At 61.7% G+C, this 19,931-nt stretch carries 14 protein-coding genes; 6 read left to right on the top strand and 8 right to left on the bottom strand.

Going from position 1 to position 19,931, the window contains the following annotated elements; all coding sequences use genetic code 11:
- Positions 1-135 precede the first annotated feature (135 nt).
- Together CKW09_RS05425 and ggt are read left to right on the top strand one after the other, a co-directional pair.
- On the top strand, positions 136-738 hold the full coding sequence (locus CKW09_RS05425) for a peroxiredoxin C (RefSeq protein ID WP_061796235.1): 603 nt from the start codon (positions 136-138) through the stop codon (positions 736-738).
- 220 nt (positions 739-958) lie between these two features.
- Positions 959-2,722, top strand: a complete 1,764-nt coding sequence (ggt, locus tag CKW09_RS05420; RefSeq protein ID WP_095096027.1) for a gamma-glutamyltransferase — start codon at positions 959-961, stop codon at positions 2,720-2,722.
- 55 nt (positions 2,723-2,777) lie between these two features.
- On the opposite strand, the gene malZ is transcribed toward ggt, so the two are convergent.
- Positions 2,778-4,601, bottom strand: coding sequence for a maltodextrin glucosidase (gene malZ, locus CKW09_RS05415; RefSeq protein WP_061796232.1), 1,824 nt, complete (start codon positions 4,599-4,601; stop codon positions 2,778-2,780).
- Between the two features lie 247 nt (positions 4,602-4,848).
- Between malZ and CKW09_RS05410 the strand changes: the two genes are divergently transcribed.
- On the top strand, positions 4,849-6,108 hold the full coding sequence (locus CKW09_RS05410) for a mechanosensitive ion channel family protein (RefSeq protein WP_095096025.1): 1,260 nt from the start codon (positions 4,849-4,851) through the stop codon (positions 6,106-6,108).
- Between the two features lie 120 nt (positions 6,109-6,228).
- The gene (locus CKW09_RS05405) at positions 6,229-6,492 is read left to right on the top strand and encodes a hypothetical protein (protein ID WP_095096023.1); all 264 of its coding nucleotides are present in this window, start codon (positions 6,229-6,231) and stop codon (positions 6,490-6,492) included.
- A 33-nt stretch (positions 6,493-6,525) separates the two neighbouring features.
- Here CKW09_RS05405 and proY read toward each other — a convergent pair whose 3' ends face one another.
- The 6 genes from proY to phoB all read right to left on the bottom strand — a co-directional run bounded on the left by proY (position 6,526) and on the right by phoB (position 14,084).
- Positions 6,526-7,932: a proline-specific permease ProY gene (proY, locus tag CKW09_RS05400; RefSeq protein WP_061796227.1), complete on the bottom strand. Its 1,407-nt coding sequence runs from the start codon at positions 7,930-7,932 to the stop codon at positions 6,526-6,528.
- A 71-nt stretch (positions 7,933-8,003) separates the two neighbouring features.
- The gene (gene brnQ / locus CKW09_RS05395) at positions 8,004-9,323 is read right to left on the bottom strand and encodes a branched-chain amino acid transport system II carrier protein (RefSeq protein ID WP_061796226.1); all 1,320 of its coding nucleotides are present in this window, start codon (positions 9,321-9,323) and stop codon (positions 8,004-8,006) included.
- 448 nt (positions 9,324-9,771) lie between these two features.
- Positions 9,772-10,878 (bottom strand): cobalamin-independent methionine synthase II family protein, encoded by a 1,107-nt coding sequence (locus tag CKW09_RS05390; RefSeq protein WP_061796225.1) that lies wholly within the window; start codon positions 10,876-10,878, stop codon positions 9,772-9,774.
- A 220-nt stretch (positions 10,879-11,098) separates the two neighbouring features.
- Positions 11,099-12,037 carry a PstS family phosphate ABC transporter substrate-binding protein gene (locus CKW09_RS05385; protein ID WP_095096020.1) on the bottom strand — a complete coding sequence of 313 codons (939 nt, stop codon included), beginning with the start codon at positions 12,035-12,037 and terminating at the stop codon, positions 11,099-11,101.
- A 16-nt stretch (positions 12,038-12,053) separates the two neighbouring features.
- The gene (gene phoR, locus CKW09_RS05380) at positions 12,054-13,370 is read right to left on the bottom strand and encodes a phosphate regulon sensor histidine kinase PhoR (protein ID WP_095096017.1); all 1,317 of its coding nucleotides are present in this window, start codon (positions 13,368-13,370) and stop codon (positions 12,054-12,056) included.
- A gap of 24 nt (positions 13,371-13,394) precedes the next feature.
- Positions 13,395-14,084, bottom strand: a complete 690-nt coding sequence (phoB, locus tag CKW09_RS05375; RefSeq protein ID WP_004940438.1) for a phosphate response regulator transcription factor PhoB — start codon at positions 14,082-14,084, stop codon at positions 13,395-13,397.
- Between the two features lie 224 nt (positions 14,085-14,308).
- Here phoB and sbcD point away from each other — a divergent pair, with 224 nt between their 5' ends.
- Positions 14,309-15,541, top strand: coding sequence for an exonuclease subunit SbcD (gene sbcD, locus CKW09_RS05370; protein ID WP_095096014.1), 1,233 nt, complete (start codon positions 14,309-14,311; stop codon positions 15,539-15,541).
- On the top strand, positions 15,538-18,789 hold the full coding sequence (gene sbcC / locus CKW09_RS05365; RefSeq protein WP_095096012.1) for an exonuclease subunit SbcC: 3,252 nt from the start codon (positions 15,538-15,540) through the stop codon (positions 18,787-18,789). Before sbcD ends, sbcC begins: the two co-directional genes overlap by 4 nt.
- Before the next feature lie 4 nt (positions 18,790-18,793).
- Here sbcC and qhpR read toward each other — a convergent pair whose 3' ends face one another.
- A complete protein-coding gene (gene qhpR / locus CKW09_RS05360) occupies positions 18,794-19,858 on the bottom strand; it encodes an AraC-like transcriptional regulator QhpR (RefSeq protein WP_083950352.1) in 1,065 nt (354 codons plus the stop codon).
- Positions 19,859-19,931 lie beyond the last annotated feature (73 nt).

Below are 19,931 nucleotides of genomic sequence, written 5' to 3'. Positions count from 1 at the left end.
TAAAATTAATTAACGACTTTGATAGGTAAAAACTATCTCATCGATTGGTCTTTTACCCTTTATTCGCCAAGTCACGGCCCCTATACTGGCCCCTGCTTTTACATCAACCCTTTAACACCTATTACAGGAGTAATTATGGTCCTGGTAACTCGTCAAGCCCCTGACTTCACTGCTGCTGCCGTACTGGGCAACGGCGAAATCGTTGAAAACTTCAACCTGAAGAAGCACCTGAACGGCAAACCGGCCGTCCTGTTCTTCTGGCCAATGGACTTCACTTTCGTCTGTCCTTCTGAGCTGATCGCTTTCGATAAGCGTTATGAAGAGTTCCAGAAGCGTGGCGTTGAAGTGGTTGGCGTTTCCTTCGACTCAGAGTTCGTCCACAACGCATGGCGTAAAACCCCTGTCGAAAACGGCGGCATCGGCGAAGTGAAATACGCAATGGTTGCCGACATCAAGCGCGAAATCCAGAAAGCTTACGGCATCGAGCACCCGGAAGCCGGCGTTGCGCTGCGCGGTTCTTTCCTGATCGACAAAGAGGGTGTGGTTCGCTCTCAGATCGTTAACGACCTGCCAATCGGCCGTAACATCGACGAGATGATCCGTACCGTCGACGCACTGCAGTTCCACGAAGAGCACGGTGAAGTTTGCCCGGCGCAGTGGGAAAAAGGCAAAGCGGGCATGGGCGCGTCTCCAGACGGCGTCGCTAAATACCTGTCCGAAAACGCTTCCAAGCTGTAATTTCAGCCTGCAGGTGAATAACCGGCCCGCGCGGCCGGTTTTTTTTTGCCCTTTTTTAGGGCACCCTGCCCGCATTCCGTGCTTCATTTCCCTGTTTCCGCTCACATTTCCCAGCCTGATTACCGCGTAATCCCTCATCAGTGGCTACTATCAATAACGCTGGCCCGCGCTTTGCAGGCAAGGCGAACACAATAAGAAAACTGACAGGGTAGGAATAACTATGTTTTTACAGAAATGGAGCAAGCCCCTGACCATGGCGGCGCTGTTGGTCAGCGGCAGCCTGTATGCGGCATCCAATCCGGCGGTAGAAGCCAGGAACGGCATGGTGGTGACCTCGCAGCACCTAGCCTCGCAGGTTGGCGTCGACATTCTGAAAATGGGCGGCAACGCCATCGATGCGGCGGTGGCGGTCGGCTATGCCCAGGCGGTGGTCAACCCCTGCTGCGGCAACATCGGCGGCGGCGGCTTTATGACCGTGCACCTGGCCGACGGCACAGATACCTTTATCAACTTCCGTGAAACCGCCCCGGCGGCGGCCAGCGCCAACATGTACCTGGATGCCGACGGCAAGGTGAAGAAAGACGCCAGCCTGTACGGCTATCTGGCCTCGGGCGTGCCGGGCACCGTGCTGGGCATGGAAACCGCGCGCCAGAAATACGGCAAGCTGAGCCGCGAGCAGGTGCTGGCGCCGGCGATTAAGCTGGCGCGCGAAGGCTTTGTGCTGACCCGCGCCGACACCGATATCCTCGACACCACCATCGCGCGCTTCAAGCAGGACCCCGAATCCGCCAAAATCTTCCTGCGCCCGGACGGCACGCCGCTGCAGCCGGGCGATCGGCTGGTGCAAAGCGATTTGGCCAATACGCTGGAAGCCATCGCCAAAGGCGGCACCGACGCCTTCTATAAAGGCAAAATCCCGCAGGCGGTAGAGGCGGCGGCCAAACAGGGCGGCGGCATTCTGACGGCGGCCGATTTCGCCAACTACAAGGTCACCGAAACCCCGCCGATCGCCTGCAGCTACCGCGGCTATAAGTTCGTTTCGGCGCCGCCGCCGAGCTCCGGCGGCGTGACGCTGTGCGAAATCCTCAACGTGGTGGAAGGCTACGACCTGAAAAACATGGGCTTCAACTCGGCGGCGGCTATTCATACCCTAATCGAAGCGATGCGCCACGCCTATATGGACCGCAACACCTATCTCGGCGATCCCGAGTTCATCAAAAACCCGATCGATCGCCTGGTCAGCAAAAGCTACGCCGAAGAGATCCGCAAGAAAATCGTCGCCGACAAGGCCACGCCGTCGGAGAAGGTGCAGCCGGGCATGGAACCGCATGAAAAACCGGAAACCACCCATTATTCGATCGTCGATCACGACGGCAATGCGGTCTCCACCACCTACACCGTCAACGGCCGCTTCGGTGCGGTGGTGATCGCGCCGGGCACCGGCTTCTTCCTCAATGACGAGATGGACGACTTCACCGTGAAGGTGGGCGAGAAGAACCTGTACGGCCTGGTGCAGGGCACCGCCAACAGCATTGCCCCCGGTAAGCGCCCACTATCGTCGATGAGCCCGACGCTGGTGACCAAAGACAATAAAATCTTCATGGTGCTGGGTTCGCCGGGCGGTTCGCGCATCATCACCATCACCCTGCAGACCGCGCTGAACGTGATCGACCACGGCATGGCGCCGCAGGAAGCGGTGGATGCGCCGCGCATCCATCATCAGTGGCTGCCGGATGAGGTGTATTACGAACAACGCGGGGTGTCCGCCGACACGCTGAAACTGCTGAGCGGCATGGGCTACAAGATGGTCGAGCAGACGCCATGGGGCGCCGCCGAACTGATTCTGGTCGGCCTGCCGGGCGCGGCGGGCGTGAGCCCGGCCAACTCCGGCAACGATTCGGCCGTATCCGGCAAGGTGCGCGAAGGCTACCTGTATGGCGCCAACGACGTACGCCGCCCGGCGGGCTCGGCAGTCGGTTACTAATGATGTAAACGCCCACTCACCCTACCAGGGGGCGGTTCAACGCCCCCTTTTTCCCTTATCCTTCACGCCGCCACAGGGTGACCGACTCCTCCGCCAACCGCAGGCCGATGGCGCCTTGCCGCTCGCTCAGTTCCCCTTCCCCTTCCAGGCGTCGCCATGGCCCCGCCGCCAGCAGCGGGCTAAGCGGCAACGCCAGCTCACCGTCGCCGCCGCGCCGCAACGCCACCAGCACCTGCTCCTGCTGATACATGCGCACGAACACCAGCGTTTCGCCCTCGGCATGCAGCACCTGGCAGCCGCCGCGCCGCAGCGCCAGGCTCCGTTTGCGCAGCGCCGCCATGCGCTGGAACAGCGCCAGCAACGGCCGATCCCAGCGGCTTTCGTCCCAGGGAAACGGCCGGCGGCAGAACGGATCGTTGGCGCCGTCCAGGCCGATTTCATCGCCGTAGTACAGACAGGGCACGCCGATCCAGCTCAGCAGCCACACCGCCGCCATGCGCATGCGCGCCTGATTGCCCTGCAGCAAAGTGATAAAACGCGCGGTGTCGTGGCTGTCCAGCTGGTTGAACTGAATCAGCTGGCGGCCGTGCGGCAACCCCGCGCGGTAGTCGTCCATCCAGCGCGCGCAGTCGGCGGCGTCCAGCCGCACCGGGTGATGCGCCACGTCCAGCCCGGCCAAAAAGGCGCGCACCGGCAGCGCAAAGCCCATATAGTTCATCGCCGCGTCTTCCACCCCGGCGTGCAGCCAGCGGCGCGCGTCGCCGAAGTGCTCGCCCAGCACGTAGGCCTGCGGGTTTTCCTGCTTTGTCGCCCGATAGATGCCCGCCAGATGCCGCAGGTTGCCGGCGGCGCCGCCGTTTTCCCCCAGCATATGCACCACATCCAGCCGCCAGCCGTCGATGCTGTACGGCGGACGCAGCCAGTGGCGCACCACGCTGCCTTCGCCGCGGTAAATCGCTTCCGCCACCTGCGGCTCGGCGAAGTTGAGCTTCGGCAGGCTGGCGTTGCCCTTCCAGCACAGCGCCCGGCCGTCAGGGTAGAAATTGAACCAGTTGCGGTAAGGGGAGTCCGGGTGATGGCAGGCGCCGCTCTCGCCCTGCCGGTGCCGATCGAACCAGGGGTGTGAGTCGCCGGTATGGTTGAACACCCCGTCCAGCACCAGCTTCATGCCCACCTTGTGAGTGCTCACTCGCAAACGCTGCAGCGCCGCGTTGCCGCCGAAGTGCGGGTCGACCCGGTAATAGTCCTCGGTATCGTATTTGTGCACGCTCGGCGCGGTGAAGATCGGATTCAGATACAGCGCCGTCACGCCCAACTGCTGCAGATACGGCAGCCTTTGGCTGATGCCGTCCAGATCGCCGCCGTAGAAGGTGGAAGCGGCGTGATGGTCCTCCAGCGGGTGCTGCCAGTCGCGGCGCACCGTCTCGGCCCCCGCCGCATGATGGCGGTAGCTGCCGCTTTGGATGCCGTGCTCGCCGCCGCTGCTGGCGAAGCGATCGGGGAAAATCTGGTAAAACAGCTGATCCGCCACCCAGGCGGGGCCGCGGTCCGGCTCATCGACGGCGAACTGCGCCAGCTGGCCCGGCGGCGTCGGCGACCGGCCCTGCGGGCCAAACCACTGCTGGCGGTCGGCCCACAGCAGCTTGAAGCAATAGCGGCGGGTCGGTTCGCCTTCCTGCAAGGTCAGGCTGGCCTGATAGCGATGCATGCCGTCGTGGCGATGCGCCTTCATGAGCAGCAGCCACTCCTCGTTATCCGGCTCGGCGCGTAAAAACACCTGCTCGGGAACTTCATCACCCTGTAACCACAGCGTGATATCCAGACGTTGCCCCTTCTTCACCACGAAAGGCGGGACCGGTTGATGCCAGGCGTTAAGCATACTGTTCTCCTGCTGTAGCAAACGAAATCGACGATGTTCTTCAGTGCCACGAACAATGCCACGTTGCGTGCGGCGCCCCCTCCTCTCTGGCCGCAAAACCCAGGGATGAGCCGGGGGGCGGAGAGCGAAAAACAGCGATAACCCTATGTAAAAAAAGGTAAACAGCGACAAATAGTACGGCTTAACCTTTAGGCTAACGCGTTTCGAGTGTAGTGGATATTTTTTGCGTATTTTTTAAGGAGCGGCAATGCAACAACGGATAACGCGCTGGCTGGAGCAGTTTGGGCTGGAATTCGGCGGGATGATGTCTCTGCTGATGGTGCTGGGGTTGATTCTGCTGATTTCGGTGGTGATACACCTGGTGCTGCACCGCGTGGTGCTGGCCGCCATCCAGCGCCGCGGCCGGCAGTCGCAGCGGGTCTGGCAGCAGGCCATCACCCAGTACAAGCTGTTCCAGCGCATGGCGCTGCTGCTGCAGGGGGTGATCATCAACGTGCAGGCGATGCTGTGGCTGCAGGCCGGCAGCCAGACCCAGGCGGTGATCGCCACCGCCGCGCAGGTATGGATCCTCGGCTTCGCCCTGCTGTCGCTGTTCTCCTTGCTGGATACCCTGCTGGCGATGCTGCGGCAGAATCCCATCTCCAACCAGCTGCCGCTGCGCGGCATTTTCCAGGGGCTGAAGCTGGTGGCGGCGATCCTGATCGGCATCATGATCGTCTCGCTGCTGATGGGCAAGTCACCGTTGCTGCTGCTCAGCGGCCTTGGCGCCATGACCGCGGTGCTGATGTTGGTGTTCAAGGATCCGATCCTCGGGCTGGTGGCGGGCATTCAGCTTTCCGCCAACGACATGCTGAAGATCGGCGACTGGCTGGAAATGCCGAAATACGGCGCGGACGGCGCGGTCACCGATATCGGCCTGACCACCGTCAAGGTGAAAAATTGGGACAACACCGTCACCACCATTCCCACCTACGCGCTGATCTCGGACTCGTTCAAGAACTGGCGTTCGATGGCGGAATCCGGCGGGCGACGCATCAAGCGCAGCATCAATATCGATACCGCCAGCGTGCATTTCCTGTCGGATGAAGAACAGCTGCGTTTGAAGCGCAACCCGCTGCTGCAAAGCTACCTGCACGATAAAGACCAGGAGCTGAGCCAACATAATCAACAAATTGAGGTGGACCTGGCTTCGCCGCTCAACGGCCGCCGCCTGACCAACCTCGGCACGCTGCGCGCCTATTTGACGGCTTACCTGCGCGCTCATCCGCGCATTCACCAGAATATGACCCTGATGGTGCGCCAGTTGGCGCCGACGCCGGAAGGCCTGCCGCTGGAAATTTACGCCTTCACCAACACCACGGTCTGGGCGGAGTACGAAAGCATCCAGGCGGATATCTTCGATCATATGCTGGCGGTGATCGGCGAATTCGATCTGCGCATTCACCAGACGCCGACCGGCAACGATATGCGCAGCATGCTGCGACAGACGCTTCCTGACGCCAACTGACAAAATGGTTTCCGTCGGTAACGATCCTCAATCGACGGCAAACGGATGTCTCGTGCCGCTTCTCTTTCGGCGTAAAAACGGCGTTAATGCGTGCATTATCGCCGACCGGAGGAAAGAGGATTGCTGAAACGGTTACGTCACCGGCTGTTTACCCTGCTGGCCACCCTGCTGTTCGTCGGCTGTCTGCACAGCGCCTCGCTGGATGAAAGCCGCATGAGCCACAACCTGCAGCCGGCGCTGAGCGCCCTCAGCAACAGCATGCAGGATATCCGCGAAGTGCTGGCGCGCTGCGCCGGCGAGGATAGCGAGGAACGGCTGAACGACGGCTGCCCGCGTCTCGAAGCGCGCGCTTCGGGTGACGATGAGCCGGAGGAAAAGCGATAAAAAAACACCGGCGCCCGGCCGGTGTTGTTATTTTCAGTCCTGCTGTTGCGCCAGCAACGCCCGCTTCTTCTGGCGGTTAACCTTGAAGTAGTATCCCGCCAACAGCACCGCCACCCACACTAACCCGGCATACAGGGAGATGCGGGTCGTCGGGAAGTAGCCGATCAGGCCGATGATAAACACCAGGAAAATGATCGCCACAGCGGAAGTGAACACCCCGCCGCGCAGCGGGAACGCCAGCTTTTTCACCTGGTCTTTGCTCAGGCTGCGGCGGAAGGCTATCTGTGAGAACAGGATCATGATCCATACCCACACGGTGGCGAAGGTAGCCAGCGACGCGATCACCAGGAACACGTTTTCCGGCATGATGTAGTTGAGATACACCGCCAGCAGCAGCGCCAGCATCATCACCATCACCGTCACCCACGGAATGCCGCGTTTGGAGACCTTGCTGAAGATCTTCGGCGCATGCCCCTGATCGGCCATGCCGTGCAGCATGCGGCCAACGCCGAACACGTCGCTGTTAATCGCCGACAGCGACGCGGTGATCACCACGAAGTTGAGAATGCCCGCGGCCACGGTGATGCCCATGTGCTGGAAGGTCAGCACGAACGGGCTGCCGTTGGTGCCCACCTGATCCCACGGATAGATCGACATGATGACGAACAGCGTGCCGACATAAAACACCAGAATGCGCCACGGCACCGAGTTGATGGCCTGCGGAATCGACTTTTTCGGGTCCTTGGCTTCGCCGGCGGTGATGCCGATGATTTCGATGCCGCCGTAGGCGAACATCACCAGTTGCAGCGACAGGATCATGCCGATGAAGCCGTTGCTGAAGAAGCCGCCGTTGGACCACAGGTTATGGATGCCGGTCGGTTGCCCGCCGTTGCCAATCCCCCAGATGATGATGCCGATACCGGCGGCGATCATGATGATGATGGTGGCGACCTTGAAGAACGAGAACCAGAACTCCAGCTCACCGAACACCTTGACGCTCATCAGGTTGATGGCGCCGATGATCAACACCACGCTCAGCACCCAGATCCAGTGCGGCACCTCCGGGAACCAGACGCCCATATAAATGCCGAAGGCGGTCACGTCGGCGATGGCGACGATCAGAATTTCGAAACAGTAGGTCCAGCCGGTGATATACCCGGCCATCGGCCCGAGGTAATCCTGCGCATAGCGGGAAAACGAGCTGGCCTGCGGGTTGTGGACCGACATTTCTCCCAACGCGCGCATGATGATAAAGGCCACGATGCCGCCGATCAGGTAAGCCAGCAGCACGCTGGGGCCGGCCATTTTGATGGCGTCCGCCGAACCGTAAAACAGCCCGGTGCCGATCGCCGAGCCGAGCGCCATAAAGCGAATGTGGCGCGTGCTGAGACCGCGTTTCAGCCTATTGGCGGGAGGGGTGGTGGGTGACTGTTGTTGCATGGAAATGACCCGTAGTTTTAAACGTAAAAAAGCCACGGACAAGTCCGTGGCCCAAAATTCAGACCGGTGTGTTACTGGTGCGCGGTCACTTCAGAACGCGTGCACACCCGATCATAAATCGCGACCAGCACCAGCATCAACAGCGAAGGCGACAACCATGCCAGACCCTGTTCCGCCAGCGGCAGATGATGGGCCCAGGCCGGCAGCAGATGCTGGAGGCTTGACCCTTTCACCGCGTCAAGGATACCAAACAACAGGCTGACTAACATCACCGGCGCGATGATGCGCGGCGCGCTGTTCCACCAGCGCAGGGTGAAGCTCAGCACCACCAGCACGATGCACGGCGGGTAAATCGCGGTCAGCACCGGAATGGAGATCTGGATCAGATGGCTCAGGCCCAGGTTGGACACCACCATTGAGAACAGGCCCAGAATGAACACCAGCGTTTTGTAGGAGAACGGCAGGTATTGGGCGAAGAACTCGGCGCAGGCGCAGGTCAGGCCCACCGCGGTCACCATGCAGGCGATAAAGATCAGCGCCGCCAGGAAGAAGCTGCCCAGGCCGCCGAAGGTATTCTGTACGTAAGCGTGCAGGATCTGCGCGCCGTTGGTGGCGTCCGGCACCAACACGCCGCTGCCGGAACCCAGCTTGAACAGGCTCAGGTACACCAGCGTCAGGCCGACGCCGGCGATCAGGCCGGCCAGAATGGTGTAACGGGTCAGCAGGCCGGCGTCTTTCACGCCGCGGGAACGCGCCGCATTGACGATGACGATGCCGAACACCAGCGCGCCCAGGGTATCCATGGTCAGATAGCCGTTAACGAAGCCGGAAGAGAAAGGCACATTTTGATAGATATCGGTCGCCGGAATTGGCGCACCCGCCGGCCACAGCAGCGCGGCGATGCCCAGCGCGCCCAGCGCCACGATTTTCAGCGGCGCCAGCACGTGGCCGACGGTGTCGAGCAGGCGGCCCGGATACAGGGAAATGCCGATCACCAGCGCGAAATACACCAGGCTGTAGATAAACAGCGGCATGGCGCCGTCGCCGGTCAGCGGGGCGATGCCCACCTCAAAGGACACGGTGGCGGTGCGCGGCGTGGCGAACAGCGGCCCGACCGCCAGATAACAGACGGTCGCCAACAGCAGGCCCGCGCTGCGGCCAATCGGCGTGCTCAGGGCGTCGATGCCGCCGCCGACGCGCGCCAGCGCGATCACGGTGATCACCGGCAGACCGACGGCGGTGATCAGGAAGCCGAACGCCGCGGTCCAGACGTGTTCACCGGACTGTAAGCCGACCATCGGCGGGAAAATGATGTTCCCGGCGCCGACGAATAAGGCAAAGGTCATGAAACCCAATGCCATAATATCTTTTGACGTTAAACGATGACTCATACGATGTCGTGTTGCCTGTTCAAATGAAAAAAAGTGCCCGATAGCGTGGTGGCGTTACGCCCCACCCGGTTGCCGGCTTGCCGCTTCATCGCGAGAACCATAAGGGCAAAAAACGCATGACGTCCGGCGTTTAGTCCTTATTCGAAAGTGACCGCTCATGATGATGGACAGAGTTTTAGGAGTTATAAAATGGAGGTTTAGTCCGACAACGAGGGGTAAGTTAAACGTTTATAGCGCTTCAAGGCAAGGCGCACGGCGAAAAGCAGAGTTATCGACCAGATAAACTTTCACCACTAGTCGATCATATTGGCTATCAATAAATATACACTACATGATTTGTATCATTTTTGAGCAACCGCCTCACGAAACGTGAAGCATATCCCCAGTTACCGCGCGAAAACGCCAATAAATCCGCCATTTTCGCGCGGTATGCGCTGGTTTTTTGCCCTTACCAGAGCTGGCCGGCAAGCGTCACCACGCTTTGCAGCTTATCCCACTGCTGCTGCTCGCTCAGGCTGTTGCCTTCTTCGGTGGAGGCGAAACCGCACTGGGTGCTCAGGCACAGCTGGCGACGATCGACGAACTGCGCGGCCTCTTCGAAGCGCTGTTTCACCTGCTCGATATCCTCCGGCTCGCCGTTCTTGGTGGTGATCAGGCCCAGCACCACCTGCTGTTTGCCCGGTTTGATAAAGCGCAGCGGCTCGAAACCGCCGGAGCGCTCATTGTCGTATTCCAGGAAGAAGGCGTCGATATTGACCTGGCCGAACAGGATCTCCGCCACCGGCTCATAGCCGCCTTCAGAGATCCAGGTGGAGCGGAAATTGCCGCGGCAAACGTGCAGGCCAATGGTCAGATCCTCCGGCTTGCCGGCGATCGCCGCGTTCAGCACCCCGGCGTAAATGCGCGCCAGCGCATCCGGATCCTCGCCGCGTTCGCGGATCTGGCGGCGCTGATCGTCGGAACACAGGTAGGCCCAGACGGTGTCGTCCAGCTGCAGATAGCGGCAGCCGGCGTCATAGAACGCCTTGATCGCATCGCGATAGGTCTGCGCCAAATCATCAAAATAGGCCTGGAGATCCGGGTAGACCCGGCTGTCGATCGCCTCGCGCCCGCCGCGGAAGTGCAGCACGCTCGGGCTGGGAATGGTCATTTTCGGTACGGCGTCGCCGGCCACCGCCTTCAGGAAACGAAAATCCGCCAACATCGGATGCTGCGGGTTAAAGCCCAGCTTGCCGACCACCTTGATGCTGCGCGCCTTGGTTTGCACGCCGCTGAATTGGATCCCCTGCGGCGCATCGTAGCCCTCCACCCCGTCCAGCCCTTCCAGGAAATCAAAGTGCCACCAGGCGCGGCGGAATTCACCGTCGGTCACCACCGCCAGGCCGAGATCTTGCTGTTTCGTCACCGCCAGGCGGATCTGCTCATCCTCAACGGCCCGCAGCCGTGCGGCGTCGATTTCACCGCGCTGGAACTGCTGACGAGCGGTTTTCAGCGCCGCGGGGCGCAGCAGGCTGCCGACGACGTCGGCGTGAAAGGCGTGATTGCAGTTGCACATTTTTTGAACTCCCGAAGACGCGCGGCCGGAACGAACCGTCCGCTTCAATGATTTACAGGTTGAACTATTACGCCGGGTTATCATGGACATCCGGACGTCTAAAAGTCTTATTGAAGGGCATCCTGTCATGCGCATCGGCGGGCGGCAATGGAAGAAATTTCATCGCTGTTGAGAAGAATTCATGTTGGCCGCCGGGCGGCGGCCTCAGGAAGGCGCGACGTTATTTCAGTCCCAGCGCCTGACGGGTTTTCTGCAGCGTGGCGGGCGGCAGCGGCAGATAGCCGTCGTGGTTGACCAGCCCCTGCCCGGCGTCCGACAGCACCCGGTCGAGGAAGGCGGCGGTCAGCGGCTCCAACGGCTGGCTGGGCGCCTTGTTGATGTAGATATACAGATAACGCGACAGCGGATAGCTGCCGTTGCGCACGTTGGCGTCGGTGGGGGCGATGTAATCCTCGCCCGACTCGGCCAACGGCAGCAGGCGCACGCCGCTGGCGCGGAAACCGATGCTGGCGTAACCGATGCTGTTCAATGACCCCGCCACCGCCTGCACCACCGAAGCCGAGCCCGGCAGCTCGTTGACCCGCGGCATGAAGTCCCCGCCGCACAGCGCGCGCAGCTTGAAATAACCGTAGGTGCCGGAAGCGGAGTTGCGGCCGAAGCGCTGCAGCGCGCGCGGCGCCCAGTCGCCGCTGAGCCCCAGCTCGCCCCAGCGCGTCAGCGGGCGGCTTTCGCCGCAGCGCCGGGTGGCGGAGAAGATCCGGTCGAGCTGCGGCAGATTAAGGCCGCGCAGCGGATTGTCCTGATGCACCAGCACCACCAGCGCGTCCACCGCCACCGGCACCGCCAGCGGCGCATAGCCGTAACGGTGTTCGAACGCCGACACCTCCGCCGCCTTCATCGGCCGGCTCATCGGCCCAAGCTGAGCGGCGCCCGCCGCCAGTGCGGTCGGCGCGGTCGAGGAACCGGCGGCCTGGATCTGCAGATTGACGTTGGGATAATGCTGGCTGAAATCCTGCGCCCACAGCGCCATCAGATTGGCCAGGGTATCGGAACCGACGCTGGACAGGTTGCCCGACAGCATGCCGTCAGGCTGCGCCAATGCGCCGCGACCGGCCAGCAGCGCCAGGCAAAGCAACAGCCATCGGGAAATTCGGGTCATACCGGTGTCTCGCGCGTTAATTTTTCACCGCATTCTCTGATAAAGCGGCGGGAACAATCAACCGGTTAGGCAAGGTAAAGATGAATCGCGTGCCGCTCCCCGGCTCGCTGAGGATTTCCAGCCGCGCATCGTGGTGGCTGAGCGCGTGCTTGACGATCGCCAGCCCCAGCCCGCTGCCGCCGGTCTGGCGCGAGCGCGCCTTGTCGACGCGGTAAAAGCGCTCGGTCAGGCGCGGTATATGTTCGGCGGCGATGCCCGGCCCGTTGTCGCTGACCTGGAACTGCGCGCCCTGCGGCGTCTGCTGCCAGCTCACTTCGATATTGGTGCCCTTCGGCGTGTGATTGACCGCGTTATACACCAGGTTCGACACCGCGCTGCGCAGCTGATCGTCGTTGCCGAACACCTTAAGCTGCTCGTTCACCCGGAAGGTGATTTCGTGGTTGCCGCCGCTCAGCGACTGCGCTTCGCGCTGCAGCACCCGCAGCATCAGCGGAATGTCCACCCGTTCATTCATTTCCACGTTGGGCGCCGCCTCGATGCGCGACAGCGTCAGCAGCTGCTTGACCAGCCCGTCCATGCGCCGGGTCTGCTCCTGCATGGTGCCCAGCGCCCTGCCGCGCAGCGAGCCGTCCAGCTCTTCGTCGCTCATCATCTCCAGGTAGCCCTGCAGCACCGTCAGCGGCGTGCGCAGCTCGTGGCTGACGTTGGCGAAGAAGTTGCGCCGCGCGCCTTCCAACTGGCGCATTTGGGTGACGTCGCGCGCCACCATCAGCAGCTGCCCCTCGGAATAGGGCATCACGCGGAATTCGACGTAGTGTTCGTTATTCAGCTGCAGCGTCAGCGGGCGCGAGAACTCCTGCTGTTGCAGGTAGTGGGTGAATTCGGGGTAACGCAGCAGGTTGAGGATATGCTGGCCGTTGTCTTCCGGCCAGCGGAAGCCCAGCAGGTGTTGCGCCAGCCCGTTGCACCAAAAGATGTTGCCTTCGACGGTGGTCATCACCACCGCATCGGGCAGCGATTCGGCTCCGCTGCGGAAACGCTTGATCAACAAGGCCAGCTCGCGGCGGCGGCGGCGATTGCGCTGCTGCATCTGGTACAGCCCGTAGAACAGCGGCTCCCAGCTCCAGCGCCCCGGGGGCGGCGTCATGCTGCGATCGACCCACAGCCAGTGAGAGAGTTTGAGTTGGTTATAAAAATTCCAGGCCAGCGCCGCCAGCGCGGACGCCAGCAGGAACCAGGGCAGATAACCGAAAATCAGGCCCAGCAGCAAGGCGGGCAGACAGAAAAGGGCCAGCTCCAGGGCCAGCCTCTTCCACGACAGACGTTCTAACACGGCATATTCTCCAGCGCGGCGCGATCAGTAGCGCGTTGAGAACCGGTAGCCGGTGCCCCGAACGGTTTGAACCATTTTATCATGACCACTGGTCTCTAACGCCTTGCGGAGCCGACGGATATGCACGTCAACGGTACGGTCTTCCACATAAACGTTAGTGCCCCAGACGTGATTAAGCAACTGTTCGCGGCTATAAACACGCTCCGGATGGGTCATAAAGAAGTGCAGCAGTTTGAACTCGGTCGGCCCCATATCCAGCGCCTGATCGTTGGCCATCACGCGGTGTGAGGAAGGGTCCAGGCTCAGCCCTTGCATTTCAATCACTTCTTCCACCGCCATCGGGGAGATGCGGCGCATTACCGCCTTGATGCGCGCCACCAGCTCCTTGGGCGAGAAAGGTTTGGTGATGTAATCGTCCGCCCCCACTTCCAGGCCGCGCACCCGATCTTCTTCTTCGCCGCGCGCGGTCAGCATCATCACCGGAATGTCGCGGGTCAGCGCTTCGCGCTTCATATGTTTGATAAACTGAATGCCGGAACCTCCGGGCAACATCCAGTCGAGCAACACCAAATCAGGGAACGGCTCAGACAGGCGCGTCACGGCGCTGTCATAATCCTCGGCTTCCAACGGTTGGTAACCATTCTGTTCCAACACAAAGCACACCATCTCACGGATCGGCGCTTCGTCTTCCACCACCAGTATGCGTCTTGCCATCGTCAATCCTGCCAATGTGTTAGCGATCACAGTTGATTGCGGGCGCCATTATGCGTCAGTTTTGTGACACTTTTATGAAAAAAAGGGATGGTTATAGGCAGTAAGCATAGCGATTATTTTTTACATAAAAGAAAAATCATTCGGTTGTCATAATGATTGCGTCACGACAGCCGCTGCCGCGCCCTTTATAATCCTCGCCATTACCTTATCGCCCCGGGAGTGTCATGCGCCTGATCCACACCTCTGACTGGCATCTTGGCCAGTACTTTTTCACCAAGAGCCGCGCCGCCGAGCATCAGGCTTTCTTGCGCTGGCTGATCGAACGGATCGAACAACAGCAGGTGGATGCGCTGATCGTCGCCGGCGACCTGTTCGATACCGGCTCCCCGCCCAGCTACGCCCGCGAGCTGTATAACCGCTTTGTGGTGGAGCTGCGGCGCACCGGCTGCCAGCTGGTGGTGCTGGGCGGCAACCACGACTCGGTGGCGACGCTGAACGAATCGCGCGAGCTGCTTTCCTGCCTGAACGCGACGGTGATCGCCAACGCGCAGAGCGACATCGAACGGCAAATTCTGGTGCTGAACCAACGCGACGGCCAGCCGGGCGCGGTGTTGTGCGCCATCCCGTTCCTGCGGCCGCGCGACCTGCTCACCAGCCGCGCCGGCGAATCCGGCGCGCAGAAGCAGCTGGCGCTGCAGGAAGCGATCGCCGAACATTATCAGGCGCTGTATCGGGCGGCCTGCGACCGCCGCGACCAACTGGGATTGCCGCTGCCGATCGTCGCCACCGGCCACCTGACCACCGTCGGCGTCACCGCCTCCGACTCGGTGCGCGATATCTACATCGGCACGCTGGACGCCTTCCCGGCGCAGGCGTTTCCCCCCGCCGACTACATTGCGCTGGGCCATATTCATCGCGCGCAAAACGTCGCCAAGTCGGAGCATATTCGCTACAGCGGCTCGCCTATCCCGCTCAGCTTCGATGAACTGGGCAAGGCCAAAAGCGTGTTCATGGTCGACTTCGCCGCCGGCGCCCTGCAGCAGGTGACGCCGCTGGAGATCCCCAGCTTCCAGCCTATGCGGCTGATCAAGGGCGATTTGCCGCAGATAGAGCAACAACTGCGGCAGTTCGCCGATTATCAAGGCGAATTGCCGGTATGGCTGGATATCGAGGTGGCGACCCAGGACTACCTCAGCGACATTCAGCGCCGCATCCAGCTGCTGGCGGATGAGCTGCCGGTGGAGGTGGTGCTGCTGCGGCGCAGCAAGGAGCAGCGCCGCCAGGCGATCGAACAGCAGGATAAGGAAACGCTCAACGAGCTGAGCGTCAGCGAAGTGTTTGAACGGCGGCTGGCGCAGGAGCCGGAGATGGCCGAAGCGCGTCAGCAGCGGATGCGCCAGATGTTCCATCAGGTGGTCGATGAGGTGCGGCATCCTCAACGGGAGGCGGACCAATGAAAATTCTCAGCCTGCGGTTAAAGAACCTCAACTCATTGCAGGGTGAGTGGAAAATCGACTTCACCGCCGAACCTTTCGCCAGCAATGGGTTATTCGCCATCACCGGGCCGACCGGCGCGGGCAAGACCACCCTGCTGGACGCCATTTGCCTGGCGCTGTATCACCAGACGCCGCGCCTCAACGTGACCCCGAGCCAGAACGAACTGATGACCCGCCACACCGCCGAGTCGCTGGCGGAGGTGGAGTTTGAGGTGAAGGGGATCGGCTACCGCGCCTTCTGGAGCCAGCGCCGGGCCAAAAACGCCCCGGACGGCAACCTGCAGGCGCCGAAGGTCGAGCTGGCGCTGCGCGAGGACGGCAAGATCCTGGCGGACAAGGTGCGCGACAAGCTGGAGCTGACCGCCGCCATCACCGGGCTGGATTTCGGCCGCTTCACCAAGTCGATGATGCTGTCCCAGGGGCAGTTCGCCGCCTTCCTCAACGCCGACGCCAATGACCGCGCCGAGCTGCTGGAAGAGCTGACCGGCACCGAGATTTACGGCCGCCTGTCGGAGCAGGTGTTCGAACGGCACAAGCAGGCCAAGGCCGATCTGGATGCGCTGCACCAGCGCGCCAGCGGCATCGAGCTGCTGAACGACGAGCAGCGCCAACGGTTGGCAACCCTGCAGGCGGAGCTGGCGACGGAGGAGCAGGCGCTCAGCCGGCAGAATCAGCGGCAGCAACAGGCGCTGGGCTGGCTGCAGCAGTGGCAGCGCCTCCGGCTGCAGCGGGATAACAGCCAACGGCAGCTGGACGGCGTGCAGCGCGAACAGGCCGACGCCGCCCCGCAGCTGCGGCAATTGGCGCGCAGCGAACCGGCCGAACAGCTGCGCCCGCTGCGCAACGAACGCGATCGCTGCCGTGCCGAGCTGCAGACGATACAACAGCAGGCAGCCCTGCTGACGCAGCAACAGGAACGGCACTCGGCGCAGCTGACGCCGCTGCAGCAGGCGGTGGAGAAAACCCGCCTGGCGCAGCAAGCCCATGCCGAACGGATGCGGCAACAGCAACGACTGATCGATGAGCAGGTCGCGCCGCTCGATCACCAGATAGCCCAACTGCAGTCGACGCAGGCCGAGCGGCGGCAGGCCGGCGATACCGCCGCGCAGCAGTGCGCCCAGCAGCGGGCGGCGCTGGAGCAGCTCAGCGTCCAGCGCGGCCAGCTGACGACGCAGGGGGCGCAGCATCAGCAGCGCCTGAACGCGCTGACCGAAGCGCTGGCCGTTCAACAACGGCAGCAGCAAACGCTGGAGACGCAAACGCCGCTGGCCCCGCTGCGCCAGCGCCTGAGCGCCCTGGCGGATCTGCGCCCGACGCGCCAGCAGCTGTTCACGCTCTCTTCCTTATCACAGCAAACCGTTAAACGACTGGAACAGCAGCGGCAAGAGTTGCACACCGGTCAAAGTGAACTGACCCGGTTGGAGCCACAGCTGGAACTCGTCCGTCAGCAATTTAAGCAGCAGAAAACCCATCAGGCCGATGTTGAAAAAACGTATGCGCTGGAACAACGGATCGTTGGTCTGGAAGCCGAGCGCGCACGTTTGCAGCCCGACGCTCCCTGCCCACTGTGCGGCTCGTGCCGGCATCCGGCGGTAGAACAATATCAAGAGGTAAAGCTGTCAGAAACTGCGCAACGTCTGGAACAAATGAAAATCCAGACCGAAGCATTGCAAAAACAGGGCGTCGAACTGCGAGCCCGTTACGACAACTTGCAACAGCAATTGCAGCGCCAGCAACAGGCTATCGCGCAGGATGAACAGCAGCTGGCCGCCCAACGGCAACAGTGGCAGCAGCTCAGCGCGCCGTTGGCATTCGACTTTGCGCTGGCGGATGGCGAGCAACTCAGCGCCTGGCTGAACGGCTGCGACGATGAAGAGCGGCGCGGGCAACAGGCGCTGCAGCAGCATGAACAGGCGGCACAGGCGGTACAACAGGCGAAAGACGCGCTCGCCGCTCTGCAAACGCAACAGCAGCAGGCGCAGCAACAGCTGGCGCTGCTCGAAGAGCGCTTTACGCTGCTGCAGAAAACCCATGCCGACAGCCTGCAACAGCAGCAAGACCTGCAACAACGCTGGCAAGAAGGCGAGAAAACCCTCGCCGAACGTCGCGCACAGCGGCTGGCGCTGTTCGGCGAACAGCAGGTCGCTCAGGTGCGCGAACAGCTGCGCGCCAAACAAACCACCTGCGAACAGGCCAGTGCTCAGGCCGCCGAGCAGTGGCAAAAGGCGCAGGAACTGCGCGAACGCCTGGCCGGCCAGCAGGCCGGGCTGCAACAACAGCACAGCCAGATGCAGGAGCGGCTGCGACAGGCGGAACAGCACTGGCTGCAGGCGCTGGCCGACAGCGAATTCGCCGACGAAGCCGCCTTTAGCGCCGCACTGCTGGACGACGCCCTGCGCCGCGAATTGCAGCAGCGCAAAGAGCGGCTGCAACAGCGGCAGGTGGAGGCCGCCGCGCTGTTGGCGCAGGCCGCGCAGTCTCTGGAGCAGCTGCTGCAAAACCGCCCTGAAGGGATGGATGAAACCGTCGCCGACGCCGACGCCCTCAACCAGGCGCTGGCCGCACTGGCGCAGCAGTTGAAGGCGCTGCAGCTGCGGCAAGGCGAGGTGCGCAACCAGCTGGAGAGCGATGCCGCCCGCCGCCTCAATCAGCAGTCGCTGTTCGAGCAAATCACCCAGAGCCAACGGCAGTACGACGACTGGAGCTATCTCAACCAGCTGATCGGCTCCAAAGAGGGCGACAAATTCCGCCGCTTCGCCCAGGGGCTGACGCTCGATCATCTGGTTTACCTGGCCAATAACCAACTCGGCCGGCTGCACGGGCGCTACCTGCTGCAACGCAAAACCAGCGACGCGCTGGAGCTGCAGGTGGTGGATACCTGGCAGGCGGATGCGCTGCGCGACACTCGCACCCTGTCCGGCGGCGAGAGCTTCCTGGTCAGCCTGGCGCTGGCGCTGGCGCTGTCCGACCTGGTGAGCCACAAAACCAGCATCGACTCGCTGTTCCTCGACGAAGGCTTCGGCACGCTGGACGCCGAAACCCTCGATACCGCGCTGGATGCGCTGGACAGCCTCAACGCCTCCGGCAAGACCATCGGCGTGATCAGCCACGTCGAAGCGATGAAGGAGCGTATTCCGGTGCAAATCAAGGTGAAAAAGGTCAACGGCCTCGGCATCAGCCGGCTGGAGCCTCAGTTCCGACTGGAATAGCAGTTCAAACCGGCGCCTGTCGCCACTGGCGCGGGCTGATGCCAAACCAACGGCGAAAGGCCCGCGAAAACGCGCTGACCTCGGAATAGCCCAACAGCAGCGCCAGTTCGGAAATCGGCAGGTGCCGCTGTTGCAAATAATGGGTCGCCAGCTCACAGCGCACCTTATCCACCAGCGAGGTGAAAGTCAGCCCCTGTTCGCGCAAGCGGCGTTGCAGCGAGCCGGCAGACATGCCGAGCTTTTCGGCGATGTTTTCCAATACCGGCTCGCCGCTCAACAATGCCAGGCGCAGCTGTGCGCGGGTGCCGTCCACCAGCGTCTGTGCCGGCGTATGGGCATTCAGCCGGCAGATAGCGTCTTGTACCACCATCAACAAAATACCGTCTTGTTCCGGCATCGCCCTACCGAGATCGCGCTTCGGCAGAAGCAACGAATTATAGGGTTGATCGAAATACACCGGCGCGTCGAACCGTTTACAGTGCTCATGCCAACTGGCCGGGCGCGGATGTTCAAAATGGACCTCTCGCGGCGACCAGCGTTTACCCAGTGAGTGGCGAATCAGATTCATCACCATCCCCAATGTCAGTTCGGCATCCTGCCGCTTACATAAAATTCCGCCATGCTGTACCTGGTAGTCGAAGCGATAGTGATCTCCCCGGTCCACCAAGCGCGTCAGCGTGCTGTGCTGATGATGGGGGAAAGCCGCCACCAGATTCTTCAACGCCGACTCCACGGTAGGCGAACACAGGCCGACATAGCCGATCAGGCCTAACGATTGCGGCCTGAACTGCTGCCCGTAGTGCAAACCGAAATTATCACAACCGGAATAGCGCGCCGCCTGCTCCAGCGCCTGACAATAGTTGCTCAGACCAATGCTGAGTGTCGGGCAACTCAGCATCCGCTCGTCAATGCCGGCAATGCCGAAAATCCGATCGGCATCCCCTCCCTTGTGCCGAATAAACTCGCTCAGGCCGCTGGCGGCGGCGGCCAGAACGCCGCGATTGCCTTGCATCAGGCCGGCTTCCAGATGAGTGACCACTCCCGGTTGGCGGGAAAGCGCCGTCTGCATGTTTCACCCCACGGTGGTTGTCAGGTTGCAGAAAGAAAAGCAACTTCCATACCAGCTTGGCGCGCCACTCTTG

The sequence above is a fragment of the Serratia ficaria genome (genome assembly GCF_900187015.1).
Taxonomy (GTDB): domain Bacteria; phylum Pseudomonadota; class Gammaproteobacteria; order Enterobacterales; family Enterobacteriaceae; genus Serratia; species Serratia ficaria.
This window is presented reverse-complemented; position numbering and strand designations above follow the sequence as displayed.

Coding starts and splice junctions, on each gene's coding strand:
- sbcC (WP_095096012.1), top strand. CDS start 15,538: ATGAAAATTCTCAGCCTGCGGTTAAAGAACCTCAACTCATTGCAGGGT.
- proY (WP_061796227.1), bottom strand. CDS start 7,932: ATGCAACAACAGTCACCCACCACCCCTCCCGCCAATAGGCTGAAACGC.
- qhpR (WP_083950352.1), bottom strand. CDS start 19,858: ATGCAGACGGCGCTTTCCCGCCAACCGGGAGTGGTCACTCATCTGGAA.
- phoB (WP_004940438.1), bottom strand. CDS start 14,084: ATGGCAAGACGCATACTGGTGGTGGAAGACGAAGCGCCGATCCGTGAG.
- sbcD (WP_095096014.1), top strand. CDS start 14,309: ATGCGCCTGATCCACACCTCTGACTGGCATCTTGGCCAGTACTTTTTC.
- CKW09_RS05425 (WP_061796235.1), top strand. CDS start 136: ATGGTCCTGGTAACTCGTCAAGCCCCTGACTTCACTGCTGCTGCCGTA.
- CKW09_RS05390 (WP_061796225.1), bottom strand. CDS start 10,878: ATGTGCAACTGCAATCACGCCTTTCACGCCGACGTCGTCGGCAGCCTG.
- ggt (WP_095096027.1), top strand. CDS start 959: ATGTTTTTACAGAAATGGAGCAAGCCCCTGACCATGGCGGCGCTGTTG.
- malZ (WP_061796232.1), bottom strand. CDS start 4,601: ATGCTTAACGCCTGGCATCAACCGGTCCCGCCTTTCGTGGTGAAGAAG.
- CKW09_RS05385 (WP_095096020.1), bottom strand. CDS start 12,037: ATGACCCGAATTTCCCGATGGCTGTTGCTTTGCCTGGCGCTGCTGGCC.
- CKW09_RS05410 (WP_095096025.1), top strand. CDS start 4,849: ATGCAACAACGGATAACGCGCTGGCTGGAGCAGTTTGGGCTGGAATTC.
- brnQ (WP_061796226.1), bottom strand. CDS start 9,323: ATGAGTCATCGTTTAACGTCAAAAGATATTATGGCATTGGGTTTCATG.